This is a genomic window from Nonomuraea sp. NPDC003560, assembly GCF_042878785.1.
Taxonomy (GTDB): domain Bacteria; phylum Actinomycetota; class Actinomycetes; order Streptosporangiales; family Streptosporangiaceae; genus Nonomuraea.
The window spans coordinates 205,945-222,345 of sequence record NZ_JBIAOF010000001.1 but is presented as its reverse complement, the minus strand read 5'-3'; the positions used below and the strand labels follow the sequence as shown (position 1 = coordinate 222,345).

17 protein-coding genes are annotated in these 16,401 nt (G+C 73.6%); 13 read left to right on the top strand and 4 right to left on the bottom strand.

Features of this window, described 5'->3' with window-relative positions; all coding sequences use genetic code 11:
- Positions 1 to 43 precede the first annotated feature (43 nt).
- The 9 genes from ACFYUV_RS01055 (at position 44) to ACFYUV_RS01015 (ending at position 8,235) form a co-directional block, all read left to right on the top strand.
- Positions 44 to 448: a hypothetical protein gene (locus ACFYUV_RS01055; RefSeq protein WP_387663660.1), complete on the top strand. Its 405-nt coding sequence runs from the start codon at positions 44 to 46 to the stop codon at positions 446 to 448.
- A gap of 1 nt (position 449) precedes the next feature.
- On the top strand, positions 450 to 1,595 hold the full coding sequence (locus ACFYUV_RS01050; protein ID WP_387663658.1) for a glutathionylspermidine synthase family protein: 1,146 nt from the start codon (positions 450 to 452) through the stop codon (positions 1,593 to 1,595).
- A gap of 24 nt (positions 1,596 to 1,619) precedes the next feature.
- Entirely contained in the window at positions 1,620 to 2,051 is a 432-nt protein-coding gene (locus tag ACFYUV_RS01045; protein WP_352323647.1) for a DUF350 domain-containing protein, read from the top strand.
- Between the two features lie 95 nt (positions 2,052 to 2,146).
- Complete coding sequence (locus tag ACFYUV_RS01040; RefSeq protein ID WP_352358034.1) at positions 2,147 to 3,271, top strand: helix-turn-helix domain-containing protein; 1,125 nt, start codon at positions 2,147 to 2,149, stop codon at positions 3,269 to 3,271.
- A 103-nt stretch (positions 3,272 to 3,374) separates the two neighbouring features.
- Positions 3,375 to 4,271: an ACP S-malonyltransferase gene (locus tag ACFYUV_RS01035; RefSeq protein ID WP_387663656.1), complete on the top strand. Its 897-nt coding sequence runs from the start codon at positions 3,375 to 3,377 to the stop codon at positions 4,269 to 4,271.
- Positions 4,268 to 5,221 (top strand): beta-ketoacyl-ACP synthase III, encoded by a 954-nt coding sequence (locus tag ACFYUV_RS01030; protein WP_358284296.1) that lies wholly within the window; start codon positions 4,268 to 4,270, stop codon positions 5,219 to 5,221. The genes ACFYUV_RS01035 and ACFYUV_RS01030 overlap by 4 nt, the downstream gene beginning before the upstream one ends.
- A gap of 81 nt (positions 5,222 to 5,302) precedes the next feature.
- A complete protein-coding gene (locus ACFYUV_RS01025; RefSeq protein ID WP_125639869.1) occupies positions 5,303 to 5,542 on the top strand; it encodes an acyl carrier protein in 240 nt (79 codons plus the stop codon).
- Positions 5,543 to 5,578: 36 nt separating this feature from the next.
- Entirely contained in the window at positions 5,579 to 6,811 is a 1,233-nt protein-coding gene (gene fabF / locus ACFYUV_RS01020; RefSeq protein WP_358284293.1) for a beta-ketoacyl-ACP synthase II, read from the top strand.
- On the top strand, positions 6,811 to 8,235 hold the full coding sequence (locus tag ACFYUV_RS01015) for an acyl-CoA carboxylase subunit beta (RefSeq protein WP_387663653.1): 1,425 nt from the start codon (positions 6,811 to 6,813) through the stop codon (positions 8,233 to 8,235). Before fabF ends, ACFYUV_RS01015 begins: the two co-directional genes overlap by 1 nt.
- A 139-nt stretch (positions 8,236 to 8,374) precedes the next feature.
- Here ACFYUV_RS01015 and ACFYUV_RS01010 read toward each other — a convergent pair whose 3' ends face one another.
- Positions 8,375 to 8,869 carry a DUF3145 domain-containing protein gene (locus ACFYUV_RS01010; RefSeq protein ID WP_352323642.1) on the bottom strand — a complete coding sequence of 165 codons (495 nt, stop codon included), beginning with the start codon at positions 8,867 to 8,869 and terminating at the stop codon, positions 8,375 to 8,377.
- 175 nt (positions 8,870 to 9,044) lie between these two features.
- On the opposite strand from ACFYUV_RS01010, the gene ACFYUV_RS01005 reads away from it, so the two are divergent.
- From ACFYUV_RS01005 to ACFYUV_RS00990, 4 genes are all read left to right on the top strand, one after another.
- Positions 9,045 to 10,058: a S8 family serine peptidase gene (locus tag ACFYUV_RS01005; protein WP_387663651.1), complete on the top strand. Its 1,014-nt coding sequence runs from the start codon at positions 9,045 to 9,047 to the stop codon at positions 10,056 to 10,058.
- 72 nt (positions 10,059 to 10,130) lie between these two features.
- Entirely contained in the window at positions 10,131 to 10,691 is a 561-nt protein-coding gene (locus tag ACFYUV_RS01000; RefSeq protein ID WP_352357697.1) for a sigma-70 family RNA polymerase sigma factor, read from the top strand.
- Positions 10,688 to 11,149: a hypothetical protein gene (locus ACFYUV_RS00995; RefSeq protein ID WP_352323638.1), complete on the top strand. Its 462-nt coding sequence runs from the start codon at positions 10,688 to 10,690 to the stop codon at positions 11,147 to 11,149. The genes ACFYUV_RS01000 and ACFYUV_RS00995 overlap by 4 nt, the downstream gene beginning before the upstream one ends.
- Positions 11,150 to 11,203: 54 nt before the next feature.
- Positions 11,204 to 13,756: a CHAT domain-containing protein gene (locus ACFYUV_RS00990; RefSeq protein WP_387663649.1), complete on the top strand. Its 2,553-nt coding sequence runs from the start codon at positions 11,204 to 11,206 to the stop codon at positions 13,754 to 13,756.
- A 13-nt stretch (positions 13,757 to 13,769) separates the two neighbouring features.
- On the opposite strand, the gene ACFYUV_RS00985 is transcribed toward ACFYUV_RS00990, so the two are convergent.
- The 3 genes from ACFYUV_RS00985 to ACFYUV_RS00975 form a co-directional block, all read right to left on the bottom strand.
- A complete protein-coding gene (locus tag ACFYUV_RS00985; RefSeq protein WP_387663647.1) occupies positions 13,770 to 14,582 on the bottom strand; it encodes a sulfurtransferase in 813 nt (270 codons plus the stop codon).
- Complete coding sequence (locus tag ACFYUV_RS00980; protein ID WP_387663645.1) at positions 14,579 to 15,691, bottom strand: alkaline phosphatase family protein; 1,113 nt, start codon at positions 15,689 to 15,691, stop codon at positions 14,579 to 14,581. Before ACFYUV_RS00980 ends, ACFYUV_RS00985 begins: the two co-directional genes overlap by 4 nt.
- Before the next feature lie 104 nt (positions 15,692 to 15,795).
- The gene (locus ACFYUV_RS00975) at positions 15,796 to 16,386 is read right to left on the bottom strand and encodes a DUF5998 family protein (protein WP_387663643.1); all 591 of its coding nucleotides are present in this window, start codon (positions 16,384 to 16,386) and stop codon (positions 15,796 to 15,798) included.
- Positions 16,387 to 16,401 lie beyond the last annotated feature (15 nt).

Sequence of the window (16,401 nt, the reverse complement as noted above, 5' to 3'; positions counted from 1 at the left end):
AAGCGCACCGATAGGCTGATTCGCCCAGGAAAGCAGGAACCACATGGCACAACCGCCGCGCATGCCGGCTCCCCCACCCCCACGCAAGTCGTCCAAGGCCGTCCCACTGACCATTCTCGGGGTCCTGTCGGTGATGCTGGTGGGCTACTGCGCGGCGACCCAGGACGACGACGACGTCACCGCCGACTGCGTGGTGCAGCTGGAGGACGGCACGTACGAGGTCGTCGACGACGACTACTGCGACGACGACGGCGGCAGCGGCGGCGGCGGGTCCCACTACTACGCCGGTTCGCGCGGCGCGTACATGTGGTACTACGGCGGCCGCCGGGTCGGCAACCGCATGCAGGGCGGCACCACGTACCGGCCGTCCGACGTGAACATCTCCACCCGCAGCGGCAAGTCGATCCAGCGCGGCGGCTTCGGCAACAGCTGGGGCGGCGGGAGCTGACGTGCGCCGCGAGCATGGCATCGCCCGTCCCGGCTGGGAGAAGACGATCGAGGGCCAGGGCCTGGCCTACCACCGGATGGCCCACCCCGAGGGCCTGAGCAGGCCCTACTGGGACGAGTCGGTGCACTACGTCCTGTCCCTGGAGGAGGTGGAGTCGCTGGAGGAGCAGGTCGAGGAGCTGCACGGCATGTGCCTGCGGGCCGTCGAGCACGTCGTCTCCACCGGCCGCTACGCCGACTTCGCCGTCCCCGAGTGGGCCAGGGACGCCGTGGCCCGCTCCTGGGAGCGCCGCGACCCCCACCTGTACGGCCGCTTCGACCTGCGCTACGACGGCACCGGCCCGGCCCGGCTGCTGGAGTACAACGCCGACACACCGACGTCGCTGGTGGAGTCGTCGGTGATCCAGTGGTTCTGGCTGCAGGACGTCCACCCCGGCGACGACCAGTGGAACTCCCTGCACGAGCGGCTCATCGAGCGCTGGCGCGAGCTGCCGCTGCCGCCCGGCCCCACGCACTTCGCCTTCACCAACGCCGACGAGACGGGCGAGGAGGCCATGACGGTCGCCTACCTGCAGGAGACCGCCGAGCAGGCGGGCCGGCGGACGGTCGCCGTCGCCATGGAGGACATCGGCTGGGACGAGCTCAACCGCCGTTTCGTCGACGCCGGGGAGGAGATGATCCGCTCGGCGTTCAAGCTCTACCCCTGGGAGTGGATGCTCGCCGACGACTTCGGCCGGCACGCGGTGCGCCACTCCACCTGGATCGAGCCGCTGTGGAAGTCGCTGCTGTCGAACAAGGCGCTGCTCGCCGTGTTGTGGGAGCTCTACCCCGGCCATCCCAACCTGCTGCCCGCCTACCTCGACGGGCCGCGCGAGCTGACCTCCTACATCGCCAAGCCGCTGCTGGGCAGGGAGGGCGCCTCGATGCGCATCGTCACCCCCGAGGGCACCCAGGAGACCCCGGGCCGTTACGGCCGGGAAGGCTACGTCTTCCAGGGGTTCCAGGCCCTGCCGGCGTTCGAGGGCCAGCGGCCGGTGCTCGGCGCCTGGGTGGTCGCCGACGAGGCCGCCGGGCTCGGCATCAGGGAGACCACCGGCCTGATCACCGACGACACCTCCTCCTTCGTCCCTCATCGCATCGCGAACTGAAGCACCCCCGTGATTGGAAATGACGTGACCCTTCTCGAAGTCCTGGCCCGCGGCGCCGGCGCGATCGCCGCGTACGCGGCCGTCGGCGTGATCCTGCTGATCGTCGGCTTCTACGTGATCGACTGGGCCACGCCCGGCAAGCTGAGCGAGATCATCCGCACCCAGCGCAACGCGAACGCGACGCTGCTCACCACGTCCGCGCTGGCGGCGATCGGGCTCATCGTGGCCGCGTCCATCTGGTCCTCCGGCGGCCGGCTGGCCGAGGGGCTGGCGGGCACGGCCGTGTTCGGGCTGGTCGGCATCGTGGTGCAGACGGTGGCGATGCTGGTGTTCGACAAGGTCGTCGGGATCTCCGTACGCGAGCTGGTGAAGGAGCCGGAGCTGCAGCCCGGCGCGCGCCTGCTGGCGGTCACCCACGTGGCGATCGGCCTGATCACGGCGGTTGCGGTCATCTGAAACACCACCGTTCCGGTCATCGGAAGCGACCTGGCACTCTAGGAGGCGTGACAGACCGGACCCGGGAGGACACCACGCGAAGGCTCGAGCGCGCCATGGGCGCGCTCGGCACGGCGGCGATGGCCCGCATGGACGACCAGCTCCCCTGGTTCCGGGCGCTCAGCGCCGAGGACCGCTCGTGGGTGGGCCTGGTGGCCCAGGCCGGCATCGCCGCGTTCGTGGAGTGGTTCCAGCACGCCGGCGAGAACCGGCCGACGCCCAGCATCGAGTTCTTCGGCACGGCCCCGCGCGAGCTCAAGCGCTCGATCTCGCTCCAGCAGACGGTCGACATCGTCCGGATCGTGGTCGAGGTGGTCGAGGCCCAGACCGACGAGCTGGCCGCGCCGGGCGGCGAGGACCAGCTCCAGCAGGCCATGCTGCGCTACACCCGCGACGTGGCCTTCGCCGCCGCGCACGTCTACGCCCGCGAGGCCGAGGCCCGCGGCTCCTGGGACGCCAGACTGGAGGCGCTGATCGTCGACGCGCTGGTGCGCGGCGAGGTCGACGACGGCCTCCACTCCTGGGCCGCCGCCCTCGGCTGGACCTCCTCCCCCGTCGTCGTGATCGCCGGGCACGCCCCCGACGACGACCCGCGCGCGGTCATCGACGGCCTGCGCGACAAGGGCCGCCGCATCGGCATGGACCTGCTGGCCGGCGTGCAGGCCGACCGGCTGATCGTGATCGTGGGCGGCGCCGACAGCGTCCACGACGCGGCCCGGCAGGTCGTGGCGCGCTTCGGCGTGGGCCCGATCGTCATCGGTCCCGAGGTGCCCGACCTGCACGCCGCCGCGCGGTCGGCGCGGGCCGCGCTGGCCGGGCTGAAGGCGTCCGCGGGCTGGCCGGACGCCCCCAGGCCGGTGCACGCCGAGGACCTGCTGGCCGAACGCGCCCTCGACGGCGACGCCGACGCCAGGGAGCAGCTCATCGAGAACGTCTACCTGCCGTTGGCCGGCACACCCCTGCTCGATACGCTGGCCACCTACCTCGAACAGGGCACCTCCCTGGAGGCGACGGCGCGGCTGCTGTTCGTGCACCCGAACACGGTCCGCTACCGTCTGAAGAAGATCACCGAGCTCACGGGCTACCAGCCCACCGAGGGCAGGTCGGCCTTCACGCTGCAGGTCGGTCTCATCCTGGGCCGGCTTTCCGAAGGCGCCGCGGCATGGCGGGCCCTAACGTAACATTCCCGAAATCTTCACTGTAGGGTTCCTACAAAGCACCCGGGACAAAGTTCGTACGGATCTCCATCCGCGTGTCGAAGTTCTACAGGGCATGGTGGTTTTTGTGCTTGTACTCGTCGCTCCGGGCCAAGGCGCCCAAACCCCAGGCTTCCTGACCCCCTGGCTTGAGTTGCCCGGTCTGGCCGACAGACTCGGCGCCTGGTCGGAGGTCGCCGGGATCGACCTGGTGGCCTACGGCACCACCGCCGACGCCGACGAGATCCGCGACACCGCCGTGGCCCAGCCGCTGCTGGTGGCCGCCGCGCTGGCCGCCGCCGAGGCGCTGGGGGCCTCCCCCGACGTGCTGGCCGGCCACAGCGTGGGCGAGTTCGCCGCGGCCGCGCTGGCCGGGGTGCTCACCTCCGAGCAGGCCCTGGGCCTGGTCCGCGAGCGCGCCCAGGCCATGGCCAAGGCCGCCGCCGTCACCGAGACCGGCATGACCGCCGTGCTCGGCGGCGTGGAGGCCGACGTGCTGGCCGCGATCGAGCGTCACGGGCTGACCCCGGCCAACATCAACGGCGCGGGGCAGATCGTGGCGGGCGGCACGCTGGAGCAGCTCGCCGCCTTCAAGGACGACGCGCCCGCCCGTGCCAGGCTCATTCCGCTCAAGGTGGCCGGCGCGTTCCACACCGAGCACATGGCCCCCGCCGTCGACGCCCTGCGCGAGGCGGCCTGGAACGTCGTGCCCGGCGACCCGCAGGTCACGCTGCTGTCCAACGCCGACGGCCGGCCGGCCGCCGGCGGCGCCGAGTTCGTCCAGCGGCTCATCTCGCAGATCAGCAGCCCCGTCCGCTGGGACCTGTGCATGGCGACGATGGCCGAGCTGGGCGTGACCAAGATGATCGAGCTGCTGCCCGGCGGCACGCTGACGGGGCTCGCCAAGCGCGGCCTGCGCGGCGTCGAGACCGTGGCGCTGAAGACACCCGACGACCTCGACGCGGCCAGGGAGCTGATCAAGTGAGGATCCCCGACATCGCCCCCGGCGCCCGGATTCTGGCCCTCGGCCATTACCAGCCGGACAACGTCGTCACCAACGACGACCTGGCCAAGACCATGGACACCAACGACGAGTGGATCCAGTCCCGCGTCGGGATCAAGGAGCGCCGGGTCGCCTCGGCCACCGAGTCCGTCGAGGACATGGCGGTCCAGGCCGGCGGCAAGGCGCTGGCGGCCAGCGGCCTGACCCCCGACGAGGTCGACCTGGTGATCGTGGCCACCTGCACGCTGGAGACCCAGATCCCCAACGCCGCGGCGGTCGTGGCCCACCGGCTGGGCATCAAGTCCCCGGGCGCCTTCGACGTCAACGCCGCCTGCGCCGGCTTCTGCTACGCGCTGGCCACCGCCAGCGCCGCCGTCCGCGGCGGCGCGGCCAGGAACGTGCTGGTCGTCGGCTCGGAGAAGCTGTCGCAGTGGGTCGACTGGACCGACCGGTCCACGGCCGTGATCTTCGCCGACGGCGCCGGCGCCGCGGTGGTCGGCCCGACCGACACGCCCGGCATCGGCCCGGTCGTCTGGGGCAGCGCCGGCGACAAGTCCGAGGCCATCTCCATCGCCGACCGCACCAAGTTCCTCTCCCAGGAGGGCCAGACGGTCTTCCGCTGGGCCACCGCGCTGCACCCGGTGGCCCTGGAGGCGTGCGCCCGCGCCGGGGTCGACCCCTCGGAGCTGGCGGCGTTCGTCCCCCACCAGGCCAACCTGCGCATCATCGAGGCCATCGCGCGCAAGCTCGGTGCCGACAAGGCCGTCATCGGCCGTGACATCGTCACCGCGGGCAACACGTCGGCGGCCTCCATCCCGCTCGCGCTCTCGCGGATGCTGGAGCGCGGCGAGGTCCGCTCAGGCGACCTCGCGCTCATCCTCGGCTTCGGCGCCGGTCTGACCTATGCGGGCCAAGTGATCGAGATTCCGTAGGATCCGGTACGGCTCCCGCCGTACCTCAGCTCGTACGGCGGAAGCCGTACAGAAACCAGAAAATGAAGGAGAAGTAGCGACATGGCTGCCACCGAGCAGGAGATCCTCGCGGGCCTCGGCAAGATCATCAACGAGATCACCGGCATTCCGGCCGGCGAGGTGACCCCCGAGAAGAGCTTCGTCGACGACCTCGACATCGACTCCCTGTCCATGGTCGAGATCGCCGTGGCCGCTCAGGACGAGTTCGGCGTCGAGATCCCCGACGACCAGCTGAAGAACCTGAAGACGGTCAAGGACGTCCTCAACTTCATCCAGGCCTGACACCCAGCAGTTCTGACCAGTAAGGAGCGCGAAAACGTGAGTGCGAACCGGGTACGTGTCGTCGTCACCGGGCTCGGCGCGACGACGCCCGTCGGTGGAGACGTCACCTCGACCTGGACGGCGCTCCTCGCCGGTCAGTCGGGTGTGGAGACCCTCACCACGGAGTGGATCGACTCCGTCCCCGTGCGGTTCGCGGGGACGGCGGCGGTCGACCCCACCGAGGTGCTGCCCCGCCCCGAGTCCCGCCGTCTCGACCGCAGCGAGCAGTTCGCCCTGGTCGCCGCCAGGGAGGCCTGGCAGGACGCCGGCGCCCCCGAGGTGGCCCCCGAGCGCCTGGGCGTCGTGGTCTCCAGCGGCATCGGCGGTATCAGCACCACCCTGACCGCCTACGACACGTGGAAGGAGCGCGGCTGGAACCGGCTGTCGCCCTTCACCGTGCCGATGCTCATGCCCAACGGCCCGGCCGCCTGGATCGGCATCGACCTGGGCGCCCAGGCGGGCGTGCACGCCACCGTCTCCGCCTGCGCCTCCGGCGCCGAGGCGATCGGCTACGCCATGGACATGATCCGGCTCGGCCGCGCCGACGTGGTGGTCGCGGGCGGCACCGAGGCCGCCATCCACGGCCTCAACATCGCCGCCTTCGCCGCCGCGCGGGCGATGTCCACCCGCAACGACGACCCGCAGGGCGCCTCCCGGCCGTGGGACCGCGACCGTGACGGGTTCGTGCTCGGCGAGGGCGCCGGCATCGTGGTGCTGGAGTCCGAGGAGCACGCCAAGGCGCGCGGCGCGCGCATCTACGCCTACGCCTCCGGCGTCGGCTACTCGGCCGACGCCCACCACATCACCCAGCCCGAGCCCGAGGGCCGCGGCATCATCATGGCGATGACGCAGGCGCTGACCGACGCCGAGATCACCGGCCTCGACGTCAAGCACGTCAACGCGCACGCCACCTCCACCCCGGCGGGCGACGTCGGCGAGGTGCAGGCCGTGGCCAAGGCCATCGGCACCCACCCGCTGGTCACCTCGACCAAGTCCATGACCGGTCACCTGCTCGGCGGCGCCGGCGGCATCGAGTCCGTCTTCACGATCAAGGCGCTGCAGGAGCGGATCGTCCCGGCCACCATCAACCTCGACAACCTCGACGACGGCATCGAGGTCGACATCGTCCACGGCGCGAACCGCTCGCTGCCGCAGGGCGACATCGCCGCGGTCAACAACTCCTTCGGGTTCGGCGGGCACAACGTGACCGTCGTCTTCAAGGGGGCTTGATGACCGTACTGGACAGCCGGGTGGTGGGTGAAGGCTCCGGCCAGAAGCCCGCCGACCCCCGCGATCCAGTCGTCCGCCTGGCAGCGCTGCTCGACGAGGGCTCGCTGCGGCTCATCACCCCGCAGGACAACAGCGGCGTCCTGGCCGCCATGGGCAGGATCGAGGGCGTGCCCGTCGCCGCCTTCTGCAGCGACGCGCGCTTCCAGGGCGGCGCGATGGGCAGCGAGGGCTGCGAGCACATCGTGCACGCCTACGACGTGGCCGTCCGCGAGCGGGTGCCGGTCATCGGCATCTGGCACTCCGGCGGCGCCCGGCTCGCCGAAGGCGTCGAGTCGCTGCACGCCGTCGGCCGGGTGTTCGCGGCCATGACCAAGGCGTCGGGCGTCGTGCCGCAGATCTCGGTGGTCGTCGGCCCGGCGGCCGGCGGCGCCGCCTACGGCCCCGCGCTCACCGACCTGGTGATCCTGGCCGACACCGGCCGCATCTTCGTGACCGGCCCCGACGTCGTGCGCAGCGTCACCGGCGAGAGCGTCGACAGCGAGGCGCTGGGCGGCCCCGAGCCGCACAGCAGGCGCAGCGGCGTCGTGCACGTCGTCACCAAGACCGAGGCCGAGGCCTACCTCCAGGCGCGCCGGCTCGCCACGCTGCTCGGCCACCAGGGCCGAGTGCGGCCCGGCGCGGTCGAGGAGGTCGACTTCTCCTCGCTGCTGCCGGAGTCCGCGCGCCGGGCCTACGACGTCAAGCCGCTGGTCAACGGCCTGCTCGACGAGGCCGGCGTCGAACTGCACGCCAAATGGGCGCCCAACGTCGTCACGTCCCTGGGCCGTCTCGGCGGCCGGACGGTCGGCGTCGTCGCCAACAACCCGTTGCGGCTGGGCGGCTGCCTCGACGCCACGTCCGCCGAGAAAGCCGCTCGCTTCGTACGTATGTGTGACGCGTTCGGAGTGCCGTTGGTTGTCCTCGTGGACGTACCCGGTTACCTGCCGGGCGTCGGCCAGGAGCACGACGGCGTCGTCCGGCGCGGCGCCAAGCTGCTGCACGCCTTCGCCGAGGCGTCGGTGCCCCGGGTCACCGTGGTCACGCGCAAGGCCTACGGCGGGGCGTACATCGCGATGAACTCGCGGGCGCTGGGCGCCACCAAGGTGTTCGCCTGGCCGACCACCCAGGTGGCGGTCATGGGGGCGGTGGCGGCGGTGCGCGTGCTCAAGCGGCGCGAGCTCGCCGCCGCACCCGAGGACGAGCGGCCCGCGCTGGAGCAGCGGCTCGCCGAGGAGCACGAGCAGCTCGCCGGCGGCCTGGCCCGCGCCCAGGAGCTGGGCGTCATCGACGAGGTGATCAAGCCCGCCGAGACGCGCGGCGCCATCGCCAAGGTGCTCGCCCAGGCCACCCCGGCCAGGGGCGCCCACGGCAACATCCCGCTGTAGAGGTCAGATCCACGCGAAAGGCCCCGCACCGCGACCCGGTGCGGGGCCTTTCCGTTGTTCGGGAAGCCGGACGGCTCCAGGGCATGACGTGCTTGCCGCGGGCCGCCCCCGGCAGGCGCTGGGCGGGAGGCGGGACGGGTCAGACGGCGGCGTGCAGCCAGCGGACGGGAGCGCCGTCGCCGGCGTACCTGAACGGCTCCAGCTCTTCGTCCCACGGCCGGCCGAGCAGCTTGTCGAGCTCGTCCTCCAGCACGCACCGGCCCTGGGCGGCCATCATCATGGCGGCGCGCAGGCGGTCTTCGGGGATCATGATGTCCCCGGCCGCGCCGATGACCGCCGTGAAGGCGCCGAGCGTCGGCGTGTAGGCGTGCCTGGAGCCGTCGACGCCGGGCGAGGGATCCTCGGTGATCTCGAATCTCAGGCGCTGCCAGCCCATGAGGGAAGAGGCGATGGCCGCCGCGATGCCGGCGCGGCCCTCCCACTCCGCCTGCGCGCGCACGACGTTCGGCGCGGCTGGTTGCGGTGTCCACGTCAGATCAACGGGCACGCCGAGGACACCCGCGACTGCCCATTCGATGTGAGGGCACAGCGCGGGCTGAGCCGAGTGGACGTAAAGCACGCCACGAGCAGACACCGGACCTCCCGTTTCGGTACGAGGTGCGCCTTCCCCAACGGCCTCGCCCCGGGATGATCACAAGTGACTAGGGGAAGACTACCGTCGGTCGCCATCGGACACCAGAGGGGGGCCATACCAAGTTGGTGCGGGCGTGTCACGTGACAGTTGTGGCGGGCGGGGAAACAACCGGCTCATGGACATGCAATCTGTCGGCGAGGCGTTCATCCGGCCAGGCCAGGTGCTGGTCGACCGGGGCGCGGTGTCGGCCGCCGCCCGCTGGACGCAGGCGGTCTCCGAGGCCGACGGGGTCACCGTCCTGCACCTGTCGGCCGGGGTGGACCCGTGCGAGATCACCGCCGAGCTTCGTGACCGGGGCTTCCGGGCCTCACCCAACCACGTGCTCACCGGCCAGCCGTTGTTCTTCGGCGGGCCGGCGTCCCGGCCGTTCCCCACGCCGCCCGTATCCTTCAGACCTGCCAGGTCGCGTTCGGACGTGGTCGTGGCCCTGCTCGACACCGGCGTGGCCAAGCACCCGTGGTGGTCGGGCAGCGACTGGTACTCCAGGCTCGGCCCGGAGAGCGCCGACGCGGCCCAAGGGGCGCAGGCCGGGCACGGCACGTTCGTCGCCGGCCTGCTGGCCCGCCGGGCCCCGGGCGCCAGGCTGCGGGTCCGCCGGGTGCTCGACGGCGACGGCCTGGGCGACGAGGCGACCGTGGTGCGCACCCTCCACCGCATGCGCGAGGACCCGCCCCAGGTGCTCAACCTCTCCTTCGGCTGCCACTCCTTCGACGACCGGCCGCCGCCCCTGCTGGCCGACGCCATCGGCGCGCTGAAGGACACCGTGACGGTGGCCTGCGCCGGCAACACCGCCTCCGACCGGCCGTTCTGGCCCGCCGCCCTGCCGTGCGCGGTGGGCGTGGCGGCCCTCGACGCCGCCCAGGAGCGCCGCGCGCCCTTCTCCGGGTACGGCACCTGGGTCGACGCCTGCGCCTGCGGCGACTGGCTGACCAGCAGCTTCCTGGACACCGGCGAGTTCGCCGGCTACGCGGCCTGGAGCGGCACGTCGTTCGCCACCGCGCTGGTGTCGGGGGCCGTGGCCGACGCCGCCCGGCGCGAACCGGCCAAGGAAGCCGTCGAACGACTGCTCGACCCCCGGCAGTCCCGGCAAATTCCCGATCTGGGAGTTCTCGTACCCACGAGTCTGTAGAGTTTACGCTCAGTCCTCGGCCAATCACGGTGAGGCAGGATGACCTCCCCGTGCGGGACGAAAGGAGGCCGCATGAGCGACTTGCGCGATCCGGCGGAGCTGCTCCGCGACGCGGCCGACGGCGACCGATCCGCCTGGGACGAGATGGAGTCCCGGTTCGGCCCGCGCATGTGGGCGCTGGCCCGCTCGTGCGGGCTGGGCGAGGCCGACGCCGCCGACGCGGTCCAGGGCGCCTGGCTGCGGCTGCTCCAGCACATGCACGACATCCGCGACCCCTCGCGGGTGGGCGGCTGGCTGATGACCACCACCCGCCGCGAGGCGCTCCTCCTGCTCCGGAAGGAGCCGTCGGGCCTGCTGGTCGCCGATCCGGAGGGCAGGCCCACCTTCGGCGCCGTCGAGGAGCCCGATCCGGCGTCCGCCGTGCTGGAGGCCGACGGCAGGCGGCTGCTGTGGAAGTCGGTCTCCGCCCTGCAGGAACCCTGCCGCACTCTGCTGCAGCTGGTCGCGACCGATCTGGGAAACCAGCAGATGGCGATGCGGCTCGGGTTGCCCGTGGGCAGCGTGGGGCCGACCAGGGCCCGCTGCCTGGAGAAACTGCGCACTCTGCTCTCACTACAGGAGACAGCGCAATGATCAACGACGAGTACTTCCTGGCAGCGCTCCGGCTGGCCGCCGGCATGGATCCGATGCCCGGGCACGTGTCGGCCGCCGCGCGTGACATCTACGGGCTGCGCGTCCCCCAGGCGGTGACCGCCAACCCCGCCGACCACGGCGGTGGCCGGGCGGCGCGGTCCGGTGCGCCCGACCGCGACGACGGCTCGCATCTGGTGCGGTTCGTCACCGACGGTCTCACCTTCGACCTGGAGGTGACCGTGGGCGACGGGCTGATCGACGTCGCCGGGCAGATCTTTCCCGATCCCGGGGAGGGCGCCGCCATCGACGTGCGCACCCCCCACCTGACGCTCACCCGGCAGGTCGCCCAGGACGGCCGGTTCGCCGCCACCGGGCTGCCGCCCGGCTGGCTGAGCATCGTGTGCCACCGTCCCGGTCATGCCCCCGTCCAGACCAGGTGGGTGCGCATCCGGCCGTGACGCCGCCGCCCACGCAGTACGCCCCCACCCCTCCTCCCCGCCGGTCAGCCCCCCATGAGCGTCACTTCTCCCCCACCAGGATCAGCCCCCGACCACGGTCCGCTCGTCGAGGCGGCCGAGGCCGCCGTGCTGCGCGCGCACGTCGATCCCGAGCAGGCCCTTTACGCCGGCCGCACCGTCCTGGCCGCCGCCCGCCGCGCCGAGGCGCCCGAAGCCGAGGCGATCGCGCTGCGCGCCATGGCTCTGGCCGCCCGCGAGCTGGGCGACCTCCTCAGCGCCGAACACTGCCTGCGGCAGGCCATCGCCACTCCGGGCGCCCCGGCCGAGCGCCAGGCCCAGGCGCGGCTGTCGCTGGTCACCGTGCGCACCGAGCGCGGGCACCCGCTCCAGGCCCTGCGCGTGGCCGCCCTGGCCTGGGCCTACCTGTCGCCCCTCGACCGCGCCAAGCTCGACACGCAGCGCGCGGTAGCCCTGGCCCACCTGGGCCGCCACCAGGAGGCCATCGCCGCCTGCGACCGGTCGCTGCGGGCCCTGGTGGCCGCGCCCGGCACGGTCGACGACCGGCGCTTCCTGGCCGGCGGCCTGCTCAACCGCGGCCTGATCCACGCCTACCGCGGCGACTGGGACGCCGCCATGCGCGACATCGCGGCCTGCCTGCAGATCGCCCAGTACGCCGGCCTGCGCCACCTGGCCCGGCTGTCGGCCGCCAACCTGCCGTTCCTGGCCGTGCGGCGGGGGGACATCGCGGGCGCGTTCGAGCATTACCGGGAGGCCGAGGACACCCTGTTCGGCTTCCCCGAGCGGCTGGCCACGATGCGGGCCGACTTCGCCGGCGCGCTGCTGGCGGCGCACCTGCCCGGCGAGGCCAGGGCGATGCTGAGCCTGGCCGTGCCCGATCTGGAGTCCTCCGGCGCGCAGGTGGCGCTGGCCGAGGCGCGGCTCAAGCTGGCCCAGGTCGAGCTGCTCACCGGCGATCCCCACCGGGCCCGGCAGGTGGCCGAGCAGGCGGCGCGCGAGCTGGCCGAGCAGGAGCGGCTGTCGTGGCTGCCGCTGGCCGGCGAGGTCGTCCTGCGCGCCAGGCTGGCGATAGGGCCGGTCACGTCCGAGCTGGTCGCCGATCTGATCAAGTGCGCCGACGAGCTGGAGGACGTCTCCTCGCACATGGCCGCCGCCGCGGCGCTGCGGCTGAGCGCGGCCGAGGCGGCGCTGGCCGTCGACGACCATCCGGTGGCCTCGGCACAGCTGCGCAGGCTCACCCGGCACGCCGAGCGCGCCGAACGCTGGATGCCGGCCGGCACCCGCCTGACCTCGCTGGCCCCCGAGCCGCAGACCACGCAGCTCGCGCAGATCCCGGCGACCGTCCGCCAGCACGCCCTGGCTCTGGAGGCGGCGCTGCGGGAGGACGTCACGGGCGCGCTGCGGGCGGTCCGCGACGGGCTGGCCGAGGTGAGCGGGCAGGTGGAGACGTTCGAGGATCCGGCGCTGCGGGCGCACGCGGCCCGGTCCGGTGAGCGGCTGGCCGCCTTCGGGCTGGGCCTGGCGGTGCGCGACGGGTGCGCGGGCGAGGTGTTCGAGTGGGCCGAGCGGTGGCGTGCGGTCGCGGCGCCGGAACACGCCTGCGGCCTGGTGGAGATCGACCGGGTCCGGGCGGCGCTCGACGGCGCGGCGCTGGTGGAGTTCGTGGCCGAGGAGGAGACGCTGCTGGTGGTGCTGATCACCGCCGACCGGCTGATCCTGCGGCGGCTGGGCGGCGTGCGGCAGGCGCGTGAGGCGATCATGCGGCTGCGCCACGCCCTGCGTCAGTGGGGTGCGGGGCTCGACGTGGCCGGTCCCGCGCAGGCGCTCACCGAGCTGACCGGCGCCGGCGCGGAGCTGGAGCGGCTGCTGCTGGGGCCGCTCGCGGCCGAGCTCGGTGACCGGCCGCTGGTGGTGGTGCCGGTGGGGCCGTTGCACACCCTGCCCTGGGGCGCGCTGCCGGGGCTGCGCGAGCGTCCTGTGAGCGTGGCGGCGAGCGCGGCGGCGTGGGTGGGGGCGCGGCGGCGGGCCCGCGTGCGGGCGGGAGCGCCGGTGGTGCTGGCGGCGGCCGGCCCCGAGCTGGCCCACGCGGAGGAGGAGGTGGCCCGCGTGCTGGCCTGCCATCCGGGCGCGCGGGCGGTGCCCGGCCGCCGGGACGCCGTGCTGGCGGCGCTCGGCGAGGCCGACGTCCTCCATCTGGCCGCGCACGGCGCCTTCCACGCCCGCAGCCCGCTGCTGTCCGGCATCACCCTCGGCGACGGGCAGCTCATGGCCTACGACCTGCTGGGCCTGCACCGCGCGCCGGAGCTGGTCGTGTTGTCGGCGTGCAACTCCGGCATGGCCCGCACCCCTGCGGAGGGGGCGCCGCTGGGGCTGCCGGGCACGTTCCTGGCGCGCGGGAGCTCGTGCGTGGTGGCGGGGATGGTGCCCATCGGGGACGAGGCCGCGATGGCCATGATGGGCGCCTTCCACGAGCTGCTGGCCGATGGGCAGGCGCCGGACGCGGCTCTGGCCTGCGCGTCGGCCAAGACCGGCCTGCTGGGGTTCGTCTGTTTCGGGGCGGGCGACCGGCCCGTCCGTCCGGCCGGCTGACCGCGTTCGGGCGTCAGCCGGTGGCCACCGGGCGGGCGGGGTCGGCGACCCAGTTCGACCAGGAGCCGACGTAGAGGGCCGCGGGCACGCCGGCCAGTTCCAGGGCCAGCACCTCGTGGGCGGCGGTGACCCCCGACCCGCAGTAGGCGCCCACCGGGACGCCCGCGCGCACGCCCAGCCCCGCGAAGCGGTCGCGCAGGACGGCGGGGGCGAGGAACCTGCCGCCCTGGTCGACGTTGCCGGTCGTGGGCGCGCTCACCGCGCCGGGCACGTGCCCGGCCACCGGATCGACGGGCTCGACCTCGCCCCGGTACCGCTCGGCGGCGCGGGCGTCGAGCAGCACGCCCTCGGCGGCCACCGCGGCGGCCTCGTCGGCGGTCAGCGTCGGCATGCCGCCGGGCCTGGCGGTGAAGTCGCCCGGCGCGACCTCGGGCTCGTCCTTCGTGATCGGCAGGCCGGCCTCGGCCCAGGCCGCCAGGCCGCCGTCGAGCACGCGTACGGATCGGTGGCCGAAGTAGCGCAGGGCCCACCAGGCGCGGGCGGCGGTCGTGGAGCCGGCGTCGTCGTAGACCACGACCGGGCGCGCGTCGGACACGCCCAGCGCGCGCATGGCCCGCTGGAACTCGTCGGCGCCGGGCAGCGGGTGGCGGCCGGCGGGACCGGGCGGCGCGGCGAGGTCGGCGTCGACGTCGCAGAAGACGGCGCCCGCGAGGTGCCCCTCGCGGTAGAGCTGCACGCCGGGCGGGCCGCCGAGCCGCCAGCGCACGTCGAGCACGGACACGTCGGGCAGCGCGGCGAGCTCGGCGGGCGTGATCAGCGCACTCATCGGGTGGATACCTCCAGCAGCGGGACGTTGAGCTCGGCGGCGGTCAGCGAGCCGTGGTAGCCGGTGAACAGCGCCTCGATCGGATGACGGGTGGGGGCGGTGAGGGCCAGACCGGCGCGGGGCACGGCCACGACGTCGCCGATGCGCCCCAGCCACGCCTCGCGCACCCGGGGCCCGAACCACCCGGACTCGACCGCCTCCTGCCTGGACACTACCCAGGCGCGGTCGCCGAGCGTCGCGCGCCACGCCTCCAGGACGTGCCCGGCGGCTCCGGGCTCGGCGTAGACGTGCCTGGCCCGGGCCTCGCCGCCGAGCAGCGCCACGCCCTCGGTCAGCGCGGGCACCCGCTCGGCGTCGAGCTTCTCGGTGGCGTTGACCATGCCGTGGTCGGCGGTGACGTAGAGGGCCGAACCGGCCGGCAGCGACTCGGCCAGCCGCCGGGCCAGGCGGTCGACGACGGCCAGCTCGCCCAGCCACTCCGCGCCACCCCATCCGGACATGTGGCCGACGGCGTCGAGCTTGCCGTAGTAGGCGGTGACGTGGGCGCGGGGCGCGGCGCGCAGCACCTCGCCGACGCGGGCGACGATGTCGTCGACGCCGTCGGCGGGCACATGGCGAACGCCTCGGTAGACGGCCCTGGTCAGGCCGGAGCCCTCGAACTCGGCGGGAGCGACGTAGACGGCGTCGACGCCCTGGGCCGCGGCTCGCTGGTAGACGGTGGGGGCGGGCTGCCACTCTTCGGGGTCCATCGTCCGGCCGCCGGGGAGGGTCCAGCGCAGGCAGTTGAACAGGTGGCCGGTGCCGGGGACGGCCAGCGTCAGGCCGACCATGCCGTGCTCGCCCGGGGTCAGGCCGGTGCCGAGCGAACACAGGCTGGTGACGGTGGTGGCGGGGAAACCGGCGGTGAGGGTGCGGGCGGGCAGGGCGGACAGGAAGGGGGCGGTCTCGGGGTGGGCGCGGAGCAGCTCGGCCCCCAGGCCGTCGACCAGGAGCAGGCAGACGCGCGCCGCGGGGTCGAGGGCCAGCGGGTTGGGCTCGGTTAGGCCGAGGGCGGCCAGCAGCGAACCGGGGAGGTCCGCCAGCGACCCGGCGCCGTAGTCCGGCAGCATCCCCACATCCTAGTGGCCGGGGGTGGTCAGGCGGCGGCCCTGACGGTGGCTCTGACGGTCGCCTGGGGTGGCCGGGCGATGTGCCGAACGGCGGGCCGTCGTGGTCAGGCGGCGGCTCGGGCGGTGGCCTCGGACAGGGCCTTGGCGAAGGCCAGCACGTGGGTGACCGCCTCGGGGCCGTCGGCCGCCTCGCTGACCCGCAGCGACAGGTCGTCGGCGGTGATCGCGCCGGTGTAGCCGTGGTCGGCGTCGCAGTTCTCGTCGCCGCAGGTGGCCGGCTCCAGGTCGACGTGGGAGATCGCGCCCCAGCCGATGGTGAGGGTGACCTCCGTGGGCGGGACGCCCGGCACGTAGGAGGCCGGGTCGGGCACCACGCGGGTGACGGCCACCGACTGCACGCGGCTCAGCCGGACCGCCTCGGTGGTCGTGGACGCGTGGGAGGCCGAGACGCCCTCGACCGCCGGGTGCTCGTCGGTGTGGCAGACCAGCAGCCTCGACGTCGACAGCACCAGGACGGTGACGTGCCTGCGGACCTCCATCGCGGGATCGAAGGTGGCCTCGTGGTGGACCACGAACGCGGTCACGGCCTCCTTGCCCAGCGCGGATTCGACCGCATCGGTGACGAGGTCGGGGTAGTAGCCGCTGCGCTCGATCGCTTCACGCAGGCCCGCGGCTGAGACTCGGGTTTCCCTCATGCCTCCATCCTGCCA